16 protein-coding genes and 1 pseudogene are annotated in these 22,733 nt (G+C 58.3%); 2 read left to right on the top strand and 15 right to left on the bottom strand.

The genetic code is table 11. The features are described 5' to 3' along the window. Positions 1 to 11 precede the first annotated feature (11 nt). The 15 genes from ALO64_RS19770 to yaaA all read right to left on the bottom strand — a co-directional run bounded on the left by ALO64_RS19770 (position 12) and on the right by yaaA (position 19,482). Complete coding sequence (locus ALO64_RS19770) at positions 12 to 830, bottom strand: SDR family oxidoreductase (protein ID WP_002552245.1); 819 nt, start codon at positions 828 to 830, stop codon at positions 12 to 14. Between the two features lie 17 nt (positions 831 to 847). Next, positions 848 to 1,312: a hypothetical protein gene (locus ALO64_RS19765; protein WP_044343638.1), complete on the bottom strand. Its 465-nt coding sequence runs from the start codon at positions 1,310 to 1,312 to the stop codon at positions 848 to 850. A 152-nt stretch (positions 1,313 to 1,464) separates the two neighbouring features. Next, the gene (locus tag ALO64_RS19760; RefSeq protein ID WP_004663964.1) at positions 1,465 to 2,916 is read right to left on the bottom strand and encodes a mannose-1-phosphate guanylyltransferase/mannose-6-phosphate isomerase; all 1,452 of its coding nucleotides are present in this window, start codon (positions 2,914 to 2,916) and stop codon (positions 1,465 to 1,467) included. 118 nt (positions 2,917 to 3,034) lie between these two features. Next, a complete protein-coding gene (locus ALO64_RS19755; protein ID WP_002552248.1) occupies positions 3,035 to 3,703 on the bottom strand; it encodes an alginate O-acetyltransferase AlgF in 669 nt (222 codons plus the stop codon). Positions 3,704 to 3,715: 12 nt separating this feature from the next. After that, a complete protein-coding gene (locus ALO64_RS19750; protein WP_044343637.1) occupies positions 3,716 to 4,891 on the bottom strand; it encodes an alginate O-acetyltransferase in 1,176 nt (391 codons plus the stop codon). A 10-nt stretch (positions 4,892 to 4,901) separates the two neighbouring features. After that, positions 4,902 to 6,458 (bottom strand): MBOAT family O-acyltransferase, encoded by a 1,557-nt coding sequence (locus ALO64_RS19745; protein ID WP_044343636.1) that lies wholly within the window; start codon positions 6,456 to 6,458, stop codon positions 4,902 to 4,904. Positions 6,459 to 6,649: 191 nt separating this feature from the next. Then, complete coding sequence (locus ALO64_RS19740) at positions 6,650 to 7,786, bottom strand: mannuronate-specific alginate lyase (RefSeq protein ID WP_005752927.1); 1,137 nt, start codon at positions 7,784 to 7,786, stop codon at positions 6,650 to 6,652. An 8-nt stretch (positions 7,787 to 7,794) separates the two neighbouring features. Then, positions 7,795 to 9,234 carry an alginate O-acetyltransferase AlgX-related protein gene (locus tag ALO64_RS19735; RefSeq protein ID WP_044343635.1) on the bottom strand — a complete coding sequence of 480 codons (1,440 nt, stop codon included), beginning with the start codon at positions 9,232 to 9,234 and terminating at the stop codon, positions 7,795 to 7,797. Between the two features lie 14 nt (positions 9,235 to 9,248). After that, positions 9,249 to 10,859: a mannuronan 5-epimerase AlgG gene (gene algG / locus ALO64_RS19730; protein ID WP_031595140.1), complete on the bottom strand. Its 1,611-nt coding sequence runs from the start codon at positions 10,857 to 10,859 to the stop codon at positions 9,249 to 9,251. Between the two features lie 26 nt (positions 10,860 to 10,885). Continuing rightward, positions 10,886 to 12,367, bottom strand: a complete 1,482-nt coding sequence (locus tag ALO64_RS19725; protein WP_004658317.1) for an alginate export family protein — start codon at positions 12,365 to 12,367, stop codon at positions 10,886 to 10,888. Beyond that, positions 12,364 to 13,776, bottom strand: a complete 1,413-nt coding sequence (gene algK / locus ALO64_RS19720; protein ID WP_044343634.1) for an alginate biosynthesis TPR repeat lipoprotein AlgK — start codon at positions 13,774 to 13,776, stop codon at positions 12,364 to 12,366. The genes ALO64_RS19725 and algK overlap by 4 nt, the downstream gene beginning before the upstream one ends. A gap of 2 nt (positions 13,777 to 13,778) precedes the next feature. Then, the gene (locus tag ALO64_RS19715; RefSeq protein WP_044343633.1) at positions 13,779 to 14,951 is read right to left on the bottom strand and encodes an alginate biosynthesis protein Alg44; all 1,173 of its coding nucleotides are present in this window, start codon (positions 14,949 to 14,951) and stop codon (positions 13,779 to 13,781) included. A gap of 40 nt (positions 14,952 to 14,991) precedes the next feature. Continuing rightward, entirely contained in the window at positions 14,992 to 16,473 is a 1,482-nt protein-coding gene (alg8, locus tag ALO64_RS19710) for a mannuronan synthase (RefSeq protein WP_002552255.1), read from the bottom strand. Positions 16,474 to 16,573: 100 nt separating this feature from the next. Next, a complete protein-coding gene (locus tag ALO64_RS19705; protein ID WP_002552256.1) occupies positions 16,574 to 17,890 on the bottom strand; it encodes a nucleotide sugar dehydrogenase in 1,317 nt (438 codons plus the stop codon). Between the two features lie 812 nt (positions 17,891 to 18,702). After that, positions 18,703 to 19,482, bottom strand: coding sequence for a peroxide stress protein YaaA (gene yaaA, locus ALO64_RS19700; RefSeq protein WP_002552257.1), 780 nt, complete (start codon positions 19,480 to 19,482; stop codon positions 18,703 to 18,705). A gap of 203 nt (positions 19,483 to 19,685) precedes the next feature. Between yaaA and ALO64_RS19695 the strand changes: the two are divergent. Together ALO64_RS19695 and ALO64_RS19690 are read left to right on the top strand one after the other, a co-directional pair. Next, positions 19,686 to 20,868: pseudogene (locus tag ALO64_RS19695) on the top strand (polysaccharide deacetylase family protein). Positions 20,869 to 21,174: 306 nt separating this feature from the next. After that, entirely contained in the window at positions 21,175 to 22,569 is a 1,395-nt protein-coding gene (locus ALO64_RS19690) for a PhoH family protein (protein WP_002552259.1), read from the top strand. The last annotated feature ends 164 nt before the right edge of the window (positions 22,570 to 22,733 follow it).

The following is a 22,733-nucleotide window of genomic DNA, read 5'->3' as shown; positions in this document are numbered from 1 at the left end:
GACGCTCTGCGTCACAAGTCGGTGTTCAATCCAAAGCGTTTTCTCAGGCCCATATCCAGTAGCCCTTTGGGCAGCAACCACGCCATCAGCGGCAGCAGGCGTGAGCCGTTGCCCAGGCGCAGCAGGCGTGGCGGATGGGTTTGTTGCACGGCTTTGAGCAGGTCGCGAGCGAATTCTGTAGCAGGGGTCGGGTTATCCAGCGAGGCCTTGGCACGAGCGCGAATGCCTTCGCGGATAGGCCACCAGGGTGATTGTTCACTGATCAACTGTTCGGCTTCATGACTGGCATTTTTTGCGAAGCTTGACGCAATGGCGCCGGGCTGGACCTCCATCACCTGTACGCCAAATGGTGCCAACTCCAGACGTAGCGCATCGCTGAGGGCATGTACCGCGGCCTTGGAAGCACAGTAAGCACCTGCAAACGGGGTGACCAATACACCTGAAACGCTACCGATATTGACTACCAGGCCTTTGTTGCGACGCAGCGCCGCAAACAGCGCGCGGGTAACGCCGATGACGGAAAACACATTGGTTTCAAACTGCCGCTGCAAGGCCTCCACGCCGCCGTCGAGCAGCGGCCCCATCGCGCCATAGCCAGCGTTATTGATCAACACATCCAGGCCGCTGTGCTCCAGCCCGGCGGCCAGTTGCTCCAGCGCCAGTCCGTCGTTGACATCCAGCTGCACGGCAATGAAGCCCGCGGCACTGAGTGCAGCGACATCCTCGGCCTTGCGTGCAGTGGCCCAGACTTCATAGCCAGTAGCTTTGAACGCATCGGCCAGTGCACGACCGATTCCGCTGGAACAGCCTGTAATCAAAGCGATGGGCATGAAGGAGATCCTTGTGATCAGTCCGAGAAGCTGCCTTGCAGACGTTCTGCGCGAAATTCCAGGGTTTGCGGGCGATAGCCATTGCGCAGTGCAGGCAGCGGCACGCAATCCTGCCACGTACCTTTGGCCTGAAGTTCGCCGGGGCCGCGGTAGCGTGCAGAGGTGTAGGTGTTGTCCGCCAGATTCACCGAGTCGCCGGGCGCATAGGCCGCGATCCGCCAGCGCAGCTCCTGCAACGCAACCTGGTTGGTATTGGTGATGCTGACCTGCAACGGACGATCTGCCGGGCAGTTTTGCGGATCGTAACTCAGGCGCATATCCAGACGCTCAAGCTGGCGTGTTTCCCGGCTGTCCTGCCAGATGACGATGGCCGCCACCGCCCCAAGCCCGACCGCCGCAGCCAGCGAGACGGGCAAGGCCTTCGCCGGGTAGCGGAGCAGAAGGATGAGCCAGGTCAGGATCAACAGGATGCCGATAAACATGCAGGTCTCCAGCAAAGGTAATGCTGGACATCCTACAGAACCTGGGAGGGGGACGTCGCGCAAATGAAAAGCCCCCGACAACTCTCTGCGTATAAATCTGCGCAAAGAGTTGTCGAGGGCTGTGTTACCTGTAGCGTGCAGCTAAAACCCTATCAACGAGCGATAGTTTGCGTCTTCACACCCGCTTCCAGCGCGTTCGAACGACCATAGATATCTTCGAAACGCTCGATATCGTCTTCGCCCAGGTAGCTGCCCGATTGCACTTCGATGATTTCCAACGGGATCTTGCCTGGGTTGCGCAGGCGGTGGACCGAGGCGATCGGGATGTAGGTGGACTGGTTTTCGGTGAGCAGGAACACGTTTTCGTCACAGGTGACCTGCGCAGTACCGGATACCACGATCCAGTGTTCGGCGCGGTGGTGGTGCATCTGCAGCGACAGGCAAGCGCCTGGCTTGACGGAGATGCGCTTGACCTGGAAGCGACCGCCCATGTCTACCGAATCGTAGGAGCCCCACGGACGGTACACTTCGAGGTGGTTCTGGGTCTCGGTGCGGCCCTGTTCGTTGAGGGTGGCGACCATCTGCTTGACGCCTTGGACCTTGTCCTTGTGGGCAATCATCATCGCGTCCTTGGTTTCGACGACCACGATGTTGTCCAGACCGATCACCGACACCAGTTTGCCGTTGCCGTGGATCATGCAGTTGCGGCTGTCCTGGATGACCACGTCGCCCTTGGTGACGTTGCCGTTGGCGTCCTTGGCGTTGACTTCCCACAGCGATGACCAGCAGCCGACATCGCTCCAGCCAGCCGACAGCGGCACAACGCAGGCGCGCTGGGTTTTTTCCATGACCGCGTAGTCGATGGAGTTGTCCGGGCAGCAAGCGAAGGTGGAAGCGTCGATTTCCAGCGCATCGCCGTCCTGCACGCTGCGCTCAAGGGTCAGCAGGCAGGTGTCGTAGATGTCCGGATCGTGCTTTTTCAGCTCTTCCAGGAAGCGGCTGGCGCGGAACAGGAACATGCCGCTGTTCCAGTAGTAACCACCGGCTTCGACGAATTCCCTGGCGCGTTTTTCGTCAGGTTTTTCGACGAATTGCGATACGCGGCTGACGCCTTCGGGCAGCAGGGCATCGGCGGTGGACTTGATGTAGCCATAGCCGGTTTCAGGCTTGTTGGCCGGTACGCCGAACAGCACCATTTCGCCGCGTTCTGCGGCTACAGTTGCCAGTGCCAGTGCGCGTTGCAGGGCTTTCTGGTCTTCGATGACGTGGTCGGCTGGCAGCACCAGCATCAGGCCGTCGTTGCCTTCGTTGACCAGCTTCATGGCGGTCAGGGCAACGGCTGGCGCCGTGTTGCGGCCGAACGGTTCCATGAGGATCGCCTGGGTTTCCAGGTTCAGCGCAGCGAGTTGCTCGTTGACGATGAAACGGTGGTCCTTGTTGCAGACCACGATAGGCTCCTGCATGCCTTCGAACACCAGACGCTCCAGGGTTTGCTGGAACAGGGTGTGCTCGCCGGTCAGTGCCAGGAACTGTTTAGGGAATTGTTTACGCGAAAGCGGCCAGAGTCGTGAACCACTACCGCCTGACAAGATAACTGGAATCATTTTGTTTCTCCAAAAGCATTCAATTAGGGCCGTACGAGGTGTCTGTCGTTTCTGTCTTGTTCTTGTTCCGCGCGGGTCGGTTCAGCGCTGATGCCCTGAACCGACCTGCATAATCCGTTTAGCGGGTTGCGACCGGTGGCTTGACCCACACTGGCGAGAGGCTGCTGCCACTGCCGGTGATGTAGAGCACAGCGGCTTCGCCACGCTCCAGTGCCACTGGTTTCACATCGGTGACTTTCTTGTCGCCGTCGTACAGCGCCAGGCTGACTTTGACCGGGTTGATCTCACGCTCGCCGGTGCCTTTGGCCGCTACAGCGTTGACCACTTCGGTCTTGCCGTCGGCGGTTTTCAGAGTCAGGGACTTGTCGCTGAGGTTCTGAACGCGAACCAGGGATTTCTGCTTGTTCTTGAACGGCGGCTCTTCAACCAGCTGCGGTTTGCCGCTGGCGTTGTTGACGATAGTGTAGTAGTGATCACCCGCCAGTTTCACCGGCAGGCTCTGGCTGCCCAGCTTGGCGGTGTAGTCGCCCTGTGGCATGAAGCTGAACGCAGTGCTGCCCAGTGGCGCGACTTCGTTGAGGTTGGTGTTGCCAACGGTGGCGCTGATTTCGGCGTTGCTGGCGTTGTAGACACGCACGAAGGTCGAGCCTTTTGGTGCGGTCGGGCCGTACAGGGCGGAGTCACCGGCGAAAGCTTGCAGGGACATCAGGCCCAGACCTGCGGCCATTGCGCAGGTTTTGAAAATGCGTTTTGCGGCCGAACGGTTGGCAGTAGTGTTAAAAGTCATGAGTCAGTCCTCTCAGTTTTGCGCCCGGTTGGGCGACTCGGATTGTTTGGCGTTGAGCGCCACGTTTTCTTGGGTGTCACGCGATTTCTTCAGCTCGGCGATCCACTTCGGATCGAACTCGCCAAGATCGTTGTGTGCCGGCAGGTAGCGCTCCGGGAATTCCCAGATCACCACTTGCGGCGGGGTGTTCTTGAAAGCATCGGTCTGCAGGTACTTGAGCATCGGCAGGATCGGGCCATGGCCGTCTTCGGCGTAGTTGACGACATCGCTGCGCAGCGCTTCTTTCAAGGCACCGACGAAGTTCCAGTTAGGGTTGGCGCTGTAGCTGGTGCCCACCAGACCCACTGGGATGTCGCTGTCTGCGAACAGTGCGTCAACGCCTGCCGCTTCGCCTGCTACCGGATCGGTACTGCGTTTCTGCAACTCGTCCGGCTTGGGCAGCATGTTGCTGAACAGCGGATCGAGCGGCAGGAATGTAGTCAGGTCACCTTTGTAGGCTTCGGTTCCCTTGGCTTGTGTGACGAACTGCTCAGGTTCGCCTTCCAGTGGCGTTTTCTGGGCAATCGCGGCGCTCAGTTGCTGCGCGGCGACTTCGGCACCCATTGGCGTCCAGTGGGTGTCGGTGCGCAGGAAAACCTGGCCCTGTTGCTTGGCAGCTTGCAGCGGTGCCAGCAGGTCCGGGGCAAAGATCCCGGCCTTGGCAACCTGAGCGTGGAACTGCTGATACAGGTCGGTGTGCAGGCTGGCAGGCTTGCTGTCACCGATGTGCTCCGGGTACAGACGGGTTTTTGCCGGAACAATCGCCAGGACCAGTTTGGTGCCCTGTTTTTCCAGCGCGTCACGCACACCCTGAATGATCGCCAGGTTGTCGGCTTCGTTCTGCTCGCCGTTGGCAACCGCGTCGAACTCTTCGTCGGTGTACAACCACTGGTCCTTGCCAAGCACAACACCCGGACGACCTTCGTTGAACAGTTTGAAGTCCAGCGCTGCCCACAGGTTGGTGCCCAGACGCTTGATCGGGAACTCATCGTCGTAATGAGTTTCCGCCGCCTTGGTCCACTTGCCGTTGAGCACGGTGGTCTCGGCCGAGGTCGAGAAGGTGCTGAAACTGCGCAGCGACCAGATGCCCAGGACCAGCAAAATGGCCAGGAAGATGGCGATATAGAGGATTCGTAATGAACGGGTCATGTCAGGCTCCTCAGAACTGGAAGTAAAGGAACGGCGAGAAGCTTTGCGCCGAGAGTTTGAGAATCGAAGCCACGAACAGCAGCAGGATCAGTGCACGCATGGCATAACGTGGCCAGTCGGCAACCCAGTACGCGGGCTGCACCTGGGCTTCGCTGCCCACGGTGTAGCCTGGCAGGTGCAGACTGCCGGGAGCATCGCCGGGAACGGCCTTGATGGTGCCCGGTTGTGCGGTCGCAGGACCGTCAGCCTTGGCGCTCTTGCCGGTGTCTTTTTCGCGGTTCTGGTAGAAGTCGCGCAGACCGAAGAACGCCAGCGTCAGATAAGCCACCACCAGCGTTGCAACTTGCAGACCGGTCAGGCTGGCGCGGTTGAGTTCCGACAGCTGCCACTCGCCGAAGCTGAACATGGTGCCGTACATACGACCGGCGACATGCAGGTTTTCGGCGCGGAAGATGACCCAGCCTATGACCACCAGCAAGAAGGTCAGTGCCCAGCGAATCGGGTTGAAGCTGTAAGGCTTGGTGTTGATGCCGACCGCTTTCTCGATGGCCAGCCACATGCCGTGCCAGGCACCCCAGATGATGTAGGTGACGTTGGCACCGTGCCACAAACCGCCCAGCAGCATGGTCAGGAACAGGTTGCGATAAGTCGCGAACTTGCCGCCACGGTTGCCGCCCAGGGTGATGTACAGGTAGTCACGCAGCCAGGTGGACAGGCTGATGTGCCAGCGACGCCAGAACTCGGTGATCGACTGGCTGATGTAGGGCTGCTTGAAGTTTTCCATGAAGCGGAAACCCATCATCAGACCCAGACCAATGGCCATGTCGCTGTAACCGGAGAAGTCGAAGTACAACTGCGCGGTGTAGGCCAGTGCGCCCAGCCAGGCATCGCCGGTGGTCGGGTTCTGCAGAGCGAAGCAGTGGTCGGCGACCACGGCCAGGGTGTCGGCGATGAACACTTTCTTGATGAAGCCCTGCATGAAGCGCGTGGCACCTTCAGAGAACTTGTCCAGCGTGTGAGTGCGGTTGTTGAACTGGTCGGCCAGGTCGCGGAAACGCAGCACGGGGCCGGCGATCAAGTGCGGGAAGATCGCGACGAATGCAGCGAAGTCGATCAGGTTGCGCGTGGCCGGGGTGTCGCCGCGGTAAACGTCGATGATGTAGCTGATGGACTCGAAGACATAGAACGAGATACCGATCGGCAACAGCACGTGGGTCAGGATGAACGGTTCAAGACCCATCGAGGTCATGGCTGCGTTGATGCTGTCCACACCGAAGTTGGCGTATTTGAAGTAGCCCAGAATACACAGGTCCACGATTACGCCGAGCAGCAGCCAGCGCTGTGCCGGTTTGGTCCGCACACCTGCTGCGCCTACCTTTAGACCGATCCAGTAGTTCCAGACGGTCACGCCGACGAACAACGCCAGAAAGTCCACACGCCACCAGGCGTAGAAGATATAGCTGGCAATCAGCAACAGCAGATTGCGATAGCGTTGCCCGCTCAGGTAGTACAAGCCGAGGAAGATCGGCATGAACAGGAACAGGAACACGTTGGATGAGAAAACCATCCTTATCTCTCCGTTTGTCCAACATTCAAGGGCTCAAAGCCCCCCCAAACCCCCCGTTGAAATTGGGGGGTAAAACACGTCGCGTTACGGCTTGTCGGTGAAGCAGCTCAGGCGAGGTCCGGTCTCATGGATGCATCGCTTGGGCGTGGGGCTTCGCGGACAAGTCCGCTCCTACAAATAACAACAGTGAATCAGGAGCCGTCGTTATCGCCCTTGTCGCCTTTCTCGTGCGTCGGGTCGTAAACCTTGGTCAGGTCACCGCCCAGGCGGAAAGTCTTGAACGGCTGCTTTTCGTGTTTCTCTTCCAGCACATCCGGGCTGCAGGTGTAGAGCGAGCAGTACGGTTCGAGCCAGGCGAATTTCGGATCTTTCTTCAGGTCCGTCATGTCCTGCTTCTCGCCGTTGTGTTCAGCGAAAATCGAAGGATCCTTGACGCCGGCCAGCACACGGTCACCCAGGCGCTTCAAGGCACCATTGTTTTCCGGACGCAGATCGACACCGTTGGCCTGGGCGAAACTGGCGATCATCGCGAGCGGCGGCAGTGCGTAGTTGTGATACGACAGCGCGCGTTGACGACGCTTCATCTCGTTAGGCAGGAAACCGTCCTTGTCCACCTGATTGGCGGCGACCTTGTATTCCTTCACAGCCCAGTCGAAGAGGTCCTGTCGATTGGTGGCTACGGCGGTTGCCATCACTGACCAGGCGGCCCAGTACGAGTGGTTGTTGATTTTTTCCAGCGGCAGGTTGCTCCAGTCGCTGACCACCTGGTCGGCCAGCTTGCTGAACCATGCTTCGATGATCTTCGCGTCCTGCTGACGATTGGCCAGCGGATGCGACTCTGAGAACTTCAGACGCAGGTAGGCGGAGGACATGCTGCCCAGTGCCCATTTGCGCATTGACTTGCCGGTGTGGTTGAACTCGCGAGATTCCAGCGCATCGGCCTTGGCCCAGGTAGTCATCATGTTCAGCGCGCAATCGAGCTGTTCCGGACGACCGTCGCGCATGTACTGCATCACGACTTTGCTGACGCCGCGCTCAAGGTCGGTGATGTCCTTGGTCGCATCGCGAAAGGCTTCTTCCGACACGGCGTTGAGGGTCGCACGTGCCTTGTCCGAACCTTCGTACTTGCTGCGGAAAACCAGCTTGTCGGTGTACGGCTTTGGAATGGCTTCACAGCTGAAATTGTGATCGCCCGTCTTCATTTTTTCGATCGGGGCGTCATAGCCCTTGGGTGGAACCAGTGCGGCGGACGCACCCGTAGCCCAGGCCATCGATGACAGAATTGCCATCGACAGCAGGGTAGGGCGTATCAGTTTAGGAGTCTGCATAAGTCACCTCATAGTCTGGATTGAGCGGTGTGTGTCGCAGCGCTCGGGAACACGTTGCGTTTGCATACTTTGGCTTCGACTTTCTGTGGTGCCGTGCCTGCTTCCGGTCCCTGGATCTCCAGCGCCAGCAATTGCTGGTTAGCCCAGTCCTCGTCTTCGCGCAGTTCGAACGCGAAGCGTCCGTCAGTATCGGACGTTTCCGGTTTTTCGATTTTCAGATCTTCGTGACGCCCGTTCATGTACCAGAGCCTGGCTTGAAGGACTTTCACCGAAGTATCGTCAAACTTGATATCGATCTGATTGCTGCCGTTGCGGATATCCTTGATGCCATTCTTACCATTGACCAGCAATTCGTTGGTACCCGGCTTAAGCGTGGTGCTGGCGCTCATGACGGCAGGCTTGCCTTCACAGCCGTTGTCCAGCAGCGACATCATCTGGCGATAGATGGTCTCCTGATCCAGGCGATACAGCGGCGAGAATTCCCAGATGAGAATCTTCGGCGGACGCTTCTGGAAGTCTTCACTGCCCAGGTACTGCAGCATCGAACCTTCCAGACCACCACCAGGGAACGCTACGTTCAACACGTCGGCACCCATGTATTCCTGCAGGAAGCCAGCGAAGTTGTAGTTCTTGCCGCTGTGACTGGTGCCGACCAGCGTGATCTCCGGGTTGCCGGAATCGCCGAACAGGTCACCGTCGCCCGCCTCACCCTTGGGTTCGGTGGTGAACTGATCCATGTACTGGATCGCATAGCTGGTGCCGCACAATTGACCCGCCATATTGTGCAAAGTGCCCGTTTTGCCCATGCGTCCGGAAATATGGCTTTCGAACTCACGCTTGGGGATGTCGCTGTAACCCGGAACCTTCTTCACGGTTTCAGCGACGATTTTCGCCGTGCGTTGTGCGCCGTAAGGCGTCCAGTGCTGGTCACCGCGGAAGTAGAAGTCATGCGCCTGCTGCTCGTTGGTCAACGGCGACAGGTCCGGGACCCAGTAACCCATCTTGCTGAAGCGGCCGAGCATGGCCTGATAGTTTTTCAGCGCCTTGTCGTAGTCGAACTTGTCGCGCTCGGCTGGAAACAGCTTGTTGCGATCTACCAGACCACGGGTCGGCTGATACACCACGACCAGTTCGACGCCTTTGCTTTTGAACGCATCGTGCAGTTCTTTCATGCGGCGGTAGCCGGCAGGCGTGGTGTCGAATTCGGTGCGCAGGTCTTCCTGAGTCCGGAACAGCCAGTCGCCCTGAGCCTGGACCAGTGTGGTGAAGTTCTGCTGATAACGCGTGGTGTAGTTTTTCGCGTCATGCGCGGCCGGGCACAGAGAGCAGCAAGGCTCGGCCTTGAACGTCGGCGCTTGCGAGTCGTCTGCCCGAGCGACACCAGCGGCGGCCATCAAGGCGGCGGTGAGGCTGGACAGGCTCAACAGCTTGATCAGATGTGCGTGCATAACAATACCCTTCCTCATTCCCGCAGCTCGGTCTGGCTTTCGACGGGGTCGATCAATACGGCTTTCTTCTGGCGTACCAGCAGGTCGAGGATTTCGTCCTGGCGCTCACCGAGGACGCCGTTGAGGCTGATGCCGACTTCTTTGGTAGGCATCAGCATCGAGACGCGATACAGCTCGACACTCAGTGGCGAGTCAATGGACAGCGGGCCGGAACCATTGCTGGACAGTTCGCCGCCAACCATGATCAGCGAGACCTGAGCGTCGAACGGATCGAGCTCAATGTCGCGGTCGGTGTCGCTCAAGTCCTTGATGTGGCCGTAAACGCCCATCAGGCCGTTGCCCATGGCGACGTTCTCGTACAGCTTGATATTCACGCTGTTACGCACGCGGATACCGTGGCGGCGGTTGGCAATCACGCGATTGCCCCACAGCAGGTTGTTGCCGCTTTCGTACAGGGTGATGCCGTCAGTGTGGTTCTGGTAAATCTCGTTGTAGGCGACGATGTTGCCGACGCTGTTACGGTCCAGAACCACGCCGGACAATTTGTTGTTGTGGCTCTTGTTGCGGAAGATGAAGCTGTTGTCGACTTCCCGGGAAATGATGATCCCGTGCTTCTTCTTGGTCCCGTAAACGTCGTTTTCGGCGATGATCAGACCGTGCGAACGGTCGTGCGGGTCAATGCCGTAAATGATGTTGTCGCGGTAGGTGTTGCCTTTGACCACGAAATCGCGGGTTTCATAGCAGTAGAAGCCGTACCACATGTCCGAGAACTCTGAATCGATGATCCAGCCTGTCGGTTCGGCACGCTTGAGAATCTTCGCGGTGTTGGGTGTGTACTGGGAAATACTGATGCCATAGGACTTGCTCTGGTCGTAGCCCATGCTCGCCATTTTGGTATTGGCGATCCAGGTTTCCGAGCCACCCCAGGTCAACAGAAACGGACGAAACTCGTCAGGCTTGCGATAGGTCGCCAGGCTGTTGCGGGTTTCACTCCAGGCGTTGACCTGAGTGTGGGTGATCAGCATCTTGCCTTCGCTGACGATGAACGAACCTTTTTCCTGAGACAGACGCAATTCCTTGGTCTTGCTGTCGATCTCGAAGATCCCGGTCTCCTTGATCAGAATCGGCAGGCGCGCCACATAGACACCCGGCGACACTTCATTGAGAAACTGCTTGGGGACCTTTTTGGCCAGGTCCTGCAGGCTCACGTAGCCGTCGGAAATCATGATGGCCTGCGGGATGCCGCGCTGACGGTTGACCCATTCGGCCATCTTGTTATCGCCGCCGATGAATTCCTTCAGGCCGGTTTCTTCCATCATCCGCGATACAGTCACCTTACCCGGCTTGTTGCGCACGATCTTTTTCAAGGCGGCTTCTGCGGTATAGCCCTTGAGGTCTGGCAACACCGGCTTGGACATTTCCAAGGGCTCGGTCGGCGGGCTGGTGATGGTGTAGGTCTTGGCCTGGTGCAACTCCTTGACCACCGCCTTCTGTGCATCGGTTACGACAGGGGCGTTAGCCAGCGCCACACCGCTGGCCATCAGCAGAGCGCTGGTCAGCAGTGCGCTTTCGAGCAGGGCATGCGGCCAGCTTCGGCTACGCCCATTGCTTGTATGACTGTTCATCTCTGGCACTCCTTTGGCGGTTCGCATCAAAAGCGCCAGATGACGTCGACAACAGCGCGGTGCATGTATTCATCCACGCCGTTGTGATACGCATCGCCGGGCTTGAAGACACCTGCGCGCAAGCGCACCAGTGCCGAAGGTTCGTCGAACGACTGGCTGAGCGAGGCGGGCAGCAGGCCTTGTTTGAAGTACTTGGTCACGACCAGGTCCATTTCCTGACCCAGGTCCTTGCGCCCGTCTTCCAGCGGCAGCGAACTGAACGTGTTGCTGTTGCCGTTTTCACGCACTGCATTGATACCCGAGCCGCCAATACCGGTGTTGCCGTCCACTCGACGGAACTTGTGGTAGATCAGCGACGCATCGTATTCCTCGTTCATCTGCCAGGAGGCGAACAGCGAGCCGCTTTCCACGTTGGCCATTTCGCCCTGGAACGCTTCGCCGAAACGATGGATGCGCGAACGCGTGCCGGTCCAGTTCGAGCGGTTGCTCTCCAGACCGTTCTGGACGTAATCCTTGCTGGCGCGCGAGTAAGCCGCACCGACTTGCCATTGCGGGTCAAGACGCAGACGCAGACCCAGGTCAGTGGCCCAGCCATTCATGTCGCGGTCGTTTTTCTCGCCGGCGATGAACTGGTCGTTGCCTGCGGAAGTCACGCCGATTTCGTCGCGTGTACCGTTCAGCCAGGTCAGGCTGCCCCAGTAATTGAGCGGGGTGGTGTTGCGATAGTTGTAGGCATCGCTGTCGGCTTGCAGACCCAGCCAGGTCAGGTTGCCGTTGGACGTCTTGTCCAGATCATCCAGTTGCTCGCCCTGAGACTTGAGCTTGCCGTCGTCATGGCTGTAATGAGCGCGCACGCCTGCCCAATGGCCGGGGGTCCACTGGTAGCTGGCGGAACCGAACAGGTGCTTGCGGTCTTCGTCGTCGGGTGCCAGTTCGGTCAGGTCGGTGCGGTATTCGCTGAAGCGCTGGGCGGCACCCAGTTCGGCACGCAGCAAGGTGGTATCGAAGTTCCAGTTGATGGCCTCGATATTGGTGTCATGCCACTGACCATCGTCGTTGCGCAGACGCTGACGACCCACTTTGAGGATTTCGCCGGGGTAGGGCGTGAAGCCACTGTAGCCGATCCAGAATTCACGCAGCGCAGCATAGGACTTGTCGACTTCGCGTTCGCTGGCAGTGCCACGGGAGGTTTGCGTGCCGCTGCCGTCGCTGTTGCTCTGCTCCAGCGGGTCGGTCTGAATGGTGTCGGTGGCGGTGACCACCTGGCCCATGGCATAACCGCTCCAGTTGCCGCGCTCACCATAGACCCAAGGGCGCAGGTCCAGGCCCACACCGTTGACGTCGCCGCCCGAACGGGTGCCCAGATCGCGATCATCCTCGGCCTGTGCCGTGGCTTTCACTTCGATACCGAAATTCTGTTCTTCGGTCAGCGCTGCCAGCGTCGGGCAGGCCCACAACAGGGTGAAGCCAAGGCCCATGCCAGCAGCCATCAGGGGATTCAACTTCATAATGCTTCCTCACCGTCTTTTTCTTCTTGCAGGGCCTGCATCGCCATCGCGTTCTGAGTAGCGGTAGCGCCCCGGACTTTTTGCTCGCGTGCCAACAGGTCTTTGGCGGTGGCGAGCTTTTCAGGCGGCAGTTGTGTATTGAGGGCCTCGGCAAGCTCGGTCGCTTGCGGGGTCTGACTGGCCAGCGCCAGTTGCGCGAACACCCAGGCGTTGACCGGGTCGGGCATCGTGCCCTTGCCCTGCGAGAACAGTTGCGCGAGGGCGAAATCTGCGCTGTTCTGGCCACCACGGGCTGCGGTCAGCAACTCGTCCACGGCTTTTTGCGAGTACACCTGACCGAGGTAGCCACGGCGGTAGATCTGACCCAGGTAGTAATGGGCGGAAATCTCCGTTGCTGTGGCTTTCTTCAGGTGCTCCTCGGCCTTGAAGGCATCGGGCGTGACCCATTTGCCTTCGTAGTACAGGCGTCCAAGCAGCAGCTCGGCGCGAGGCTGGTCCGCCGCGCGGCCGTTGTTCAGGTATTCCATCATCTTGTTGACGTCGCCCAGTTCGGGGAAGTCGTAAAGCAGTTTGGCCAGCGTGACCCACGAGATCGGGTAGCCCGGCGCAACGTTTTCCAGCAATTGCTGAGCGGTCTTTTCGTCTGGTGTACCGATGGTGGAGTCACCCAGTACACGCGCGACGCTGTCCACACGTTGAGCATTGACGCGGCCAGCGGCGTAGTCGCTCTTGAGCTTTTCGATCAAGGCCGTGCGCTGCTCGGCCTGGCCGCGTGTCTGGTAGACAGTAGCCAGCTCGACGTAGCAGATATCCGTGGCTGACAGTGCCTGTTTGCAGATGCTCTCGACCTCATCGAGGTGTTGAGCATAAGTGCCTTGCGTGCGATACAGCAGCACCTGAGCCAGACCTGCCTCCGGATAACCGGCAGCGCGCCACTCACTGATCTTCTGTTGCGCATTCACTTCAGGGAAGGTGTGCGGGTATTGCAGATACAGCATCGCCAGCGGGATCAGGGTGCCGGATTCGCCATTGGCGAAGGCCTTTTTCAGCAGGCCTTCGGCTTCGCGATGTTCGGCTTCGGTAGCGTCGGGCTTGGCCGCCAGCAGACGGCCCAGGCGCGACTGCGCCCGAGGGGAGGTCTGCGCGGCAGCGCGGTAGGTAGCCTCGGCCTGCTTGAGCTGAGCCGGGTCGCGAGTCGCGACCTGAATATCAGCCAGGCCGACTTGCGCGTCGCTGTAGCCCAGGTCCGCCAGCTGCCGATAGTTCTGCTCCGCCAATGCAGTGTCGCCGTTTTTCAGGGCTTCATTGGCAAGGCGTTGATCAGGCAGGCCGGCACAGCCGCTCAGGCCGAGCGCGACGGCGAGGCTCAGTAGCGTGGGGGTCGACAGGCGTCGTAGTGGGCTGTTCATGGTTACAGACCCGCAGCCATTGCTTTATCGATCAGCCAGTTCACGGACGGGCCGCGATCGCTGACCACTTCGACAAGGCGACCGGCAAGCGAGCGGCTCAGGCTTTCGTCAGGCTTGATCTGCACGCGGATGTCAGTGGACAGGTCGGCGTCGCTGAGGTTGGTGCTGCTGACGATCTGACCAGTGCGCAGTTTGTCTTCGCCAGCGATCTGGAAGCTGACACGTGTGCCTGGCTTGACGTCGTTGAACTGGCGATAGGTGAAGCGAGCTTCAACAGTGGCCGGCGCGTTGCGTGGCACCAGTTGGAAGATCACCTGACCCTTGGACGCGAACTGACCGTCGGCAACCAGTTGGCGAGCCACGACGCAATCGCACGGGCTGGTCATGGTGCCGCTCATCTGCTTGCCATACAGCTCTTCGATCTTGGCGGGCTGCAGGTCTTCACCGGTCAGGCTGCCTTTGAGCATTTCCAGCATGCTGGTGTTGAAGGTTGCCAGTGGCGCGCCTTTGGCGGCTTCGCCATTCTGGGCGACCAGGCTTTGTACGGTACCTTCACGTGGCATGGTCACGTCCATGCTTGGAATGGTGACCAGACCGGCCGATGCATGGCTGACGAAGTACAGGCCGTAGATTGTCTTGAAGATGAAGCCGAAAGCGGCCAGACCGACAATGAACACGCCCAGGCTGAAGGTCACGGCGCGCAGGCGACCCATGGCGCTCATGCCGCTGTCCTTGCCCTTGACCTTGCGTGCCTTGGTGAAGTTGTCGCGCTGCAGCGTGGCCAGCACTTCGCCCAGGGTGACGACTTCGCCGGACAGGTGCGAGGTAATCAGGTGGCGCAGGGTAGCGATGTCCTGAGGTTCCAGATTCTGGAACTGGCAACCGATGCGGTTGCTGGCGTTGTCGATCGAGCGCACCTGCAGATCGACGTCCATGGCCAGGCCAAGGTTGTCGATGATGAATTGCAGACGTCCCTTGACGATCTGCCCTTCGCTGAATTTCTGCCCGGACGGAGCAACGAAGCTCAGGCCACCGGCCGACAGGTCTTCGATACGTACCAGTGGCGCGTTGGGCTGATCATTCAGCAGGCGCAGCTTGGCAGGGATCTTGATCCGCGCGTGTTGGCGCTGGGCTTCGGATTCATGTACGACGTTCGCATTCACGGCTGTATTCATGGCTAATTTTCCTACTTAAGCGATTAATCCGTTGGCCCGGTCAAACCATCGTCAACAGCACAGCGACGAAGATGGTGCCAGCCGAGAAAGTCATGGTTCGGGACGACCACGTGTTGAACCAGCCTTGAAAGCTAGCCATGTCGCGGCTCAGTTTGGTGTCCTGGCGTGTCCAGGACTGGCGGTCCAGCCGGAAGAAGACATAGATCTTCATCAGCGCGCCGACGATCTGGTTGTAATAGAGAATGATCGGGTAGGCAGGCCCGATTCTGTGTCCCGAGAGGGACAGCAGCAGGGTGAGGATCAGACGGGTCATGCCGATCCACAGCAGATACATCAACAGGAACGCGCCGCCATACTTGAAGCTGGCGATCAGGGCGACGGTCAGACCGAGGATGGAGGTCCACATCGACACCCGCTGGTCGAACAGTACGATGCTGGTGAAAATCCCCAGGCGACGTACGCCCAGACCCAGTGCACGCGAGTTCTGACGAAGGTTGTTGCCGTACCAGCGATACATCAGCTTGCGGCTGGCCTTCAGGAAGCTCTTTTCGGGCGGGTGTTCCACGGTGTTGATCGCTGCGTCCGGCACGTAGAACGTGTCGTACCCCAGGCGCATCAAGCTGAACCAGCTGGACTTGTCGTCGCCGGTCAGGAAGCGGAAGGTGCCCAGACGCCAGTGATTGAGCGAGTCGCTTTCCACGTCGGCAATGAACTCGGGGTCGGTTACAACGGTTGCGCGGAACACCGACATGCGACCGGTCATGGTCAATACGCGTTTGGACAGGGCCATCGAGCACATGTTGATGTGACGCTGAGCGAAACGCAGCTTGTGCCACTCGCTCATGATGTAGCCGCCACGTACTTCGCAGAACTCGTTGGTGGTCAGGCCGCCGACATTGTCGAACAGCTGGAACCACGGCACGGTCTTGGCGACCACACCTTCGTTGAGCACGGTGTCGCCGTCGATCACTGCAACCACGGCACGGCTGTCAGGCAAGTGACGCGAGATGGCGCGGAAGCCATAGGCCAGACCATCGCGCTTGCCTGTGCCCGGAATGCGTACGAAGTCCAGCTTGACGCGCTCCGGCGGGTTGAACTTCGCCCACATGCTCTTGACCAGCAGCTCATCGGACATTTCCACCAGCGAGCAGACGATAGTCGTCGGCAGGCCGCAGTCGATGGCTTCGCGGATAACCGAGTTGTAGACCTGTGCGGTGGTCAGCGCGTCGATGCGGAAACTGGTGACCATCAGAAACACATGGGACGGGTCTGCTGCACTGCCCAGCTTGCGAACCTTGCGGCGCAAGTGCGGGTAGACGATGTACAGGAAAATCATCCCGCGTACGAAGTGCGTGATTCCCATCGAGTAGCGCCAGATACCAACGGCGCCAATCAGGAATATAAAGTTCTTCGACTGTGAGTCGAAGATACTGGTAGGCAATGCCGCGGCAAGGCCCATGAGTAAACTTAAATAGAACAGCCAACCTGCGGCCTGTAACAGGCCGTGCTTGAGCCTCTGCATAATCGTATCCCTAAGTCAGTTGCGAGCCTCAAGCCCCAGGCTGCAAGCACATTGCTTGAGCCTGTGGCCTGGAGCCTGGCGCTTGTGGCTTGCGGCTGATTTACCAGCAGATACCTTCGGCGCGACCGTCTTCGCTGGTGGCGTTGGTCATGAAACCCACCAGATCGATGACGCGCTTGCCTTCGGGAGTCTTGTTGGCGAGGGCGCGGAAACGCTCATCGCGGTTGCCAAGGATGATCACGTCAGAGTCGTTGATGACCTGATCGAAGTCCGAATTCAGCAGCGACGATACGTGCGGAATCTTGGATTCGATGTAGTCCTTGTTGGCACCGTGAACGCGTGCATATTCGACGTTGCTGTCGAAGATGCTCAGGTCGAAGCCCTTACCGATCAGCATTTCGGCCAGTTCTACCAGCGGGCTTTCGCGCAGGTCGTCAGTACCTGCCTTGAAGCTCAGGCCCAACAGTGCAACCTTGCGGGTGTCGTAGCTGGCAACCATGTCGAAAGCGTTCTGCACTTGCGAGGTGTTGCTGCGCATCAGCGAGTTGAGCAACGGCGCTTCGACATCCAGGCTGCTGGCGCGGTAGGTCAGGGCGCGAACGTCTTTTGGCAGGCAGGAGCCGCCGAATGCGAAGCCTGGGCGCATGTAGTACTGGGACAGGTTCAGCGCCTTGTCCTGGCAGACCACGTCCATCACTTCACGACCATCGACGCCGACGGCCTTGGCAATGTTGCCGATTTCGTTGGCGAAAGTAACCTTGGTGGCGTGCCACACGTTGCAGGTGTACTTGATCATTTCGGCAACGGCGATGTCCTTACGGATGATCGGTGCGTCGAGTTCTTCGTACAGCGATTGCAGTACGTCGCCCGAGGCTTTATCGAACTCGCCGATCACGGTCATTGGCGGCAGATCGTAGTCCTTGATTGCGGTACTTTCACGCAGGAACTCAGGGTTTACGGCGACACCGAAATCAACACCGGCTTTTTTGCCGGAGCAGTCTTCCAGAATCGGGATGACCACGTTGGCAACCGTGCCTGGCAACACAGTACTGCGAACAACGATCGTGTGGCGGGTGGCTTTGTCACGCAGGACATAGCCGATTTCGCGGCATACCGACTCGATGTAATCGAGTTCCAGATCGCCGTTCTTCTTGCTCGGCGTACCGACACAGATCATCGACAGGTCAGTGGCGCGAATGGCTTCGGCGAAGTCGGTAGTGCCGCGCAGTTTTCCGGTACTGATACCTTTCTGCAGCAGCTCTTCCAGACCTGGTTCAACGATAGGTGATTTGCCGTTGTTGATCAGATCGATCTTGGTGCTGGAAATATCCACACCAACTACATCGTGACCGCGGGCAGACAGGCAACCGGCACAGACTGCACCGACATAACCCAAACCAAATATGCTGATACGCATCGTATTCTCCTCGATTTTTCACGCCATAAATTGGCTGGATATTAATTTTGGCCAGCAGATGTCACGCGCCATCCTTTACGGCTAACAACGCCGTGGAACTAACGCAGGCATATTTAATGAGTGAGTGCCCAAATAGGTGAGGCGAACTCAAATGACACTAAGTACAAGCGGCAAGTGACCTGTCCGGTGGGCAGGGCCCTGCTCTCCTTGGATGCAGTAAACCACTCCTGTTTGACGATTGACGGCGGACCTCGTTCGGAAAGCCTCTGACTAGAGCCTTGGCTGACCTTGTCGAATCCTGCGCATCACACCTGTTGGGCGCTTCGCCTGTCTACAACATCAACTAGTGATGTGAGTTTAGTTCTGGTACCTGACGCCAGCGTTACATGAACCTGGCTTCCCTGTCGGTAACTTCCCATTTTTCCAGTCGACCTGTAAGTGATCTCTTACACGTCAGCCCAGAATTGTTACGGGATGTAGGAGCGTAGGAATTCGCATTTAGTTCCGGGCCACTCGTCCTGATTTGCGGATTTTGCTGTATCCAGTTTATGATAGGGGCAGTATCGCGGTGATGGCGTTTTTCTTAAAAGCCTTATTGCGCGGGGATTTCAGCGGGGTAGATATGAAAGTGCTACTACTGCAAAAGGCCAAAAAGCCACTACGTAAAAAAGTGGATTTTTTTTGATGAAAAAATCAGGCGAGATTGCGTCGTCGAAAAGTTGACGTTTATCTGGCGTCACGATGTTGGCATTTGCTGTTGGATCGTAGGACAGGTCGTGTAACAGCGATGCGTTACACGACGGTTACAGTGTCTAGTCTTCTACGACGTTGCGCAAAAACACCAACTTGTCGCGCGTCGATTGCTCACGGTTATAACGATAGCCCTGAACATCGAACGCCTGTAACGCTTCGGGGCTGTTGATACGTTCCTCAATGACGAAACGGCTCATCATGCCGCGCGCTTTCTTGGCATAGAAGCTGATGATCTTGTACTGACCGTTCTTGAAGTCCTTGAACTCGGTGTCAATGATCCGGGCTTTGAGCGCTGAACGTTTGACCGCAGAAAAGTACTCGGTAGACGCAAGATTGAGCAGCAGGTCGTCGCCCTGGGCTGCCAGCGCTTCATTCAACCATTCGCTGATCTGCGTGCCCCAGAACGCGTAGAGATCCTTGCCGCGAGCGTTTGCCAGTCGCGTACCCATTTCCAGGCGATAGGGCTGCATCAGGTCCAGCGGGCGCAGCAGCCCATAAAGGCCGGACAGCATGCGCAGGTGATCCTGTGCATAGTCGAGCTGCGCGTCGCTTAGTGTTTCGGCTTGCAGGCCGGTATACACATCGCCCTTGAAGGCCAGCAGCGCCTGCTTGGCATTGTCGAGCGTGAAGGCCGGGTTCCAGCTTCCGAAGCGTGCCGCGTTCAGCCCGGCAAGCTTGTCGGACAGGTGCATCAGTTCGCTGATCTGCGCTGGCGTCAGTTCACGCAGTTGGGTGATCAACTCCTGAGAGTGATCCAGATACTGCGGCTGAGTGAAGCGTCCGGTAGTGGGCGGGGTCTCGAAATCGAGGGTTTTTGCCGGGGAAATCACCATCAGCATGAAGTCGTCTCCTTTGATCGTCCGGGGATTCTAGGGACTGATGGCCCACGACTCCAGCTATGGTGGCGATAGAGTCAGGCCGTGTGTGCCACGTCAGCATGCCATGCGGCTTTGTATGCGCTCCGACATAAGAAGCCAGGCTCATATCAGCTATAGTGGCGCGCTGGTCATGATGTTAATGGTTGATCGAGAGGGCATCGGGTTTGCGTATTGTTTTAGCAGTGTGTGCAGGTCTGTTCTGGCTCCAGGCGCAGGCGGCGGTGCCGGTCACTGCCACCATAGACCGCAGTGTGTGGCCCGAGCGCCTTGAAACGCCGGGGTTGTTCGACGTCGCGTCGCGCGCGGAAATCCTCGCCTTTGCCCACGAACTGTACCTCAGCGAGAAGCTGGACGAGGAAGGGCTCAAGCAGCGCCTCGGCCTGCGCTTCGTCAACGTGCCTTCGTTGAACGTGGTCCGCCATCGTCTGTGGCTGCGCTTGCTGGAAAACTATCAGAATGCTCAAAAGAGCTGCGAGCAGGATGCCAACTTCTGCGTGCTGGTCGAGGACATGGACCAGTTACGTCAGCGCGCTGAAGAGTTTCAGGTGTCGAACGACTCGTTCTACGCCAACTGGGCCAGACCCGGCGCCGTGTTCCATCAGCGTTATTTGAACGAGCTGCTATTCATGGCTGCCTTGTTCCCGCAGACCAGCAGCGAGATCGAGCGCTACAACTCTGATGAGATGAGTGGCGACGAGATGCCGGACCGCACCTTCATGCTCAATTTCGAAAGCGGCCCGAGCCCGGTCGATGGCGGAACCGACTGGTTGGCCGACTTCATGCGTCAGCAGAAGATGACCGCCACCTTCTTTGTGCTGGGCAAGAGCCTTCAGGAACGCCTCGACAACACATCGACCACAAGCTTGCAGGCGCTGTATCGCCAGCAGTGCGTGGGCATTCAAGGGTGGGAGTATCGTTCGCATAGCCAGTGGCTGGACTGGCAGGGTTCAGTGCAACGCAGTGCGGCACTGGTTCAGCGTGTGCTGCCGGATAATTTCGTGCCGCTGTTTCGCCCGCCTTACGGCCATCGGCGGGANNNCCGACAGCGGCGACTTCTTCCGCGCCGAGCATTTACGCGTGTCATTGTGGAACATCGATGCCGAGGACAATACCGGGCGGCTTTCGGCAGAGCAGGTTGGCGACCGCGTACTAACCCTCATGCTGCTCTGGCGCAAGGGCACGGTGGTCTTCCACGACGTGGCCAACAAGGCGCAGTCTGCACTGCCATTGCTGCTGGCCAATACCGCGCAAAGCGATTTGATCTGGGACGATTGCCGGAATATCTCTGAAAGCCCCGTAGAACAAGGGCCGCAGAGCAGTGAAGAGGCTGCGCCCGAGGGGGAATGAAGGCAGATTCGGCGTGGGCGGACTTCCGACTTTAAACGTGCTGTGTACGTCCGCCAAGCTCTATTCGTCAGGCTGTGAAATAAACTTCAAAAAACTGTCAAAGAGCTTTTTTCTGTCATCCCTTTTGCTGTATTACGAATACAGACCGCCGAAACCTGCAACACAGGTGGCGTCTTCCAAGACCCACCTTGAGCGACATTTTGAGCGACATTTCTCCCCTGCCTGAAGGGAAGAATCCGGCGGCCTTTTCGTGGCGCAGTACTGTCGTGGTTCTGCGTCGCCCGGCTTCTACAAAGGTGAGCGAGTATGGATGACCACGGACGCACCCCTTCCACTAACCAGCCGATCCTTTACGTGCTCGATACCAACGTATTGATCCATGATCCAAACGCACTGCTGAATTTCGAAGAACACCACGTCGCCATCCCCATGACGGTTCTGGAGGAACTGGACAAACTCAAGGCCGGTAAACATTCGGTTGCTGCCGAGTGTCGCCAGGCCATCCGCCTGATCGACAAGACCCTCGGCGAGGCTAACCCTGAAGAAGTTGAAAAGGGCGTGCCGATTGACCGCGGGACCGGTGTTTTCAAAGGTTTTCTGTCGATTTTGATGAGCAAGCGCGAGGAACCCAACAGCCTGCTGCCCGAGCACCTCAACGACAACATCATCATCAACCAATTGATCGACCTGCATGCGCGCAACAAGGACTTGAGCGTGGTGCTGGTGACCAAAGACATTAACATGCGCCTCAAGGCGCGCGCCTGCGGCATTGCGGCCGAAGATTACAGCACCGACCAGCTGGTCGACGACGTTTCGCTGTTGTCGCGTGGCTACCACGACATGACCGGTTCGTTCTGGGACCGCGTCAACAAGGTCGACACCCGTCAGGAGCGTGGCCGTACCTGGCACCGCGTGCAGCTCAATGAAATGCTGCCTGCGGTTCATATCAACGAGTTTATTGTCGATGAACAGGGCTTCGTAGGCTGGATCAAGGGCGTCAAGAACGACGAACTGCTGATTCTGGATATGCATCAGGAGCCACTGCTGCATCAGGAGGCCTGGGGCCTGAAACCGCGTGATATCTATCAGGGGCTGGCGTTGTTCGCACTGCTCGACCCGGATATTCACCTGGTCAACCTGTCCGGTGCCGCTGGTTCGGGTAAAACCATTCTGGCGTTGGCGGCTGCCATCGAGCAGACCATGGTCACCAAGCGTTATCGGCGCATCATCGCTACCCGTAGCGTTCAGGGCCTGGATCAGGAGATTGGCTTCCTGCCCGGCACCGAGGCGGAAAAGATGGAGCCTTGGCTTGGCGCGATCACCGACAACCTTGAAGCCCTGCACATGGATGATGAAAACACTCATGGCAGTGTCGACTACATCCTCAGCAAGGTGCCGTTGCAGTTCAAATCCCTCAACTACATTCGAGGTCGCAGCTTCCAGCAAAGCCTGATTCTGATCGATGAATGCCAGAACCTGACCCCGCACCAGATGAAAACCATCATCACCCGTGCCGGCGCCGGTTCCAAAGTGGTCTGCCTGGGCAACCTGGCGCAGATCGACACCCCTTACCTGTCAGCCACCAGTTCCGGGCTGACCTACCTGACGGAGCGCTTCAAGGACTTCCCTAACGGCGTGCATATCACCTTGCAAGGCGTGCCACGCTCGATACTGGCCGAATACGCGGAGAGTCATCTTTAGCTGAAAAGCAGCTGTAAGCTTCAAGCTATTAGCTTCAAGTGGGGGACTTCGGTGTACGAGAGCCCTCACTTGCAGCTTTTGATTATCGCGCCCATGCGCCAAGCTTATCGTCACACACAAGTTCGCTTCTGGCCGAAAGGCGTAGGAGCGAACTTGTTCGCGAA

The organism is Pseudomonas meliae, from assembly GCF_001400515.1.
In the GTDB taxonomy this organism is placed as follows: domain Bacteria; phylum Pseudomonadota; class Gammaproteobacteria; order Pseudomonadales; family Pseudomonadaceae; genus Aquipseudomonas; species Aquipseudomonas amygdali.
Note: the sequence above shows the minus strand (reverse complement) of the source record. Positions and strands in the feature narration are given on the sequence as shown.

What these genes read in the sequence shown, in the direction of transcription:
- ALO64_RS19690 (WP_002552259.1), top strand. Translation starts at nt 21,175, where the DNA reads ATGGATGACCACGGACGCACCCCTTCCACTAACCAGCCGATCCTTTAC.
- ALO64_RS19765 (WP_044343638.1), bottom strand. Translation starts at nt 1,312, where the DNA reads ATGTTTATCGGCATCCTGTTGATCCTGACCTGGCTCATCCTTCTGCTC.
- algG (WP_031595140.1), bottom strand. Translation starts at nt 10,859, where the DNA reads ATGAACAGTCATACAAGCAATGGGCGTAGCCGAAGCTGGCCGCATGCC.
- ALO64_RS19725 (WP_004658317.1), bottom strand. Translation starts at nt 12,367, where the DNA reads ATGAAGTTGAATCCCCTGATGGCTGCTGGCATGGGCCTTGGCTTCACC.
- ALO64_RS19715 (WP_044343633.1), bottom strand. Translation starts at nt 14,951, where the DNA reads ATGAATACAGCCGTGAATGCGAACGTCGTACATGAATCCGAAGCCCAG.
- ALO64_RS19735 (WP_044343635.1), bottom strand. Translation starts at nt 9,234, where the DNA reads ATGCACGCACATCTGATCAAGCTGTTGAGCCTGTCCAGCCTCACCGCC.
- ALO64_RS19745 (WP_044343636.1), bottom strand. Translation starts at nt 6,458, where the DNA reads ATGGTTTTCTCATCCAACGTGTTCCTGTTCCTGTTCATGCCGATCTTC.
- yaaA (WP_002552257.1), bottom strand. Translation starts at nt 19,482, where the DNA reads ATGCTGATGGTGATTTCCCCGGCAAAAACCCTCGATTTCGAGACCCCG.
- ALO64_RS19760 (WP_004663964.1), bottom strand. Translation starts at nt 2,916, where the DNA reads ATGATTCCAGTTATCTTGTCAGGCGGTAGTGGTTCACGACTCTGGCCG.
- ALO64_RS19740 (WP_005752927.1), bottom strand. Translation starts at nt 7,786, where the DNA reads ATGCAGACTCCTAAACTGATACGCCCTACCCTGCTGTCGATGGCAATT.
- ALO64_RS19770 (WP_002552245.1), bottom strand. Translation starts at nt 830, where the DNA reads ATGCCCATCGCTTTGATTACAGGCTGTTCCAGCGGAATCGGTCGTGCA.
- alg8 (WP_002552255.1), bottom strand. Translation starts at nt 16,473, where the DNA reads ATGCAGAGGCTCAAGCACGGCCTGTTACAGGCCGCAGGTTGGCTGTTC.
- ALO64_RS19705 (WP_002552256.1), bottom strand. Translation starts at nt 17,890, where the DNA reads ATGCGTATCAGCATATTTGGTTTGGGTTATGTCGGTGCAGTCTGTGCC.
- ALO64_RS19755 (WP_002552248.1), bottom strand. Translation starts at nt 3,703, where the DNA reads ATGACTTTTAACACTACTGCCAACCGTTCGGCCGCAAAACGCATTTTC.
- ALO64_RS19750 (WP_044343637.1), bottom strand. Translation starts at nt 4,891, where the DNA reads ATGACCCGTTCATTACGAATCCTCTATATCGCCATCTTCCTGGCCATT.
- algK (WP_044343634.1), bottom strand. Translation starts at nt 13,776, where the DNA reads ATGAACAGCCCACTACGACGCCTGTCGACCCCCACGCTACTGAGCCTC.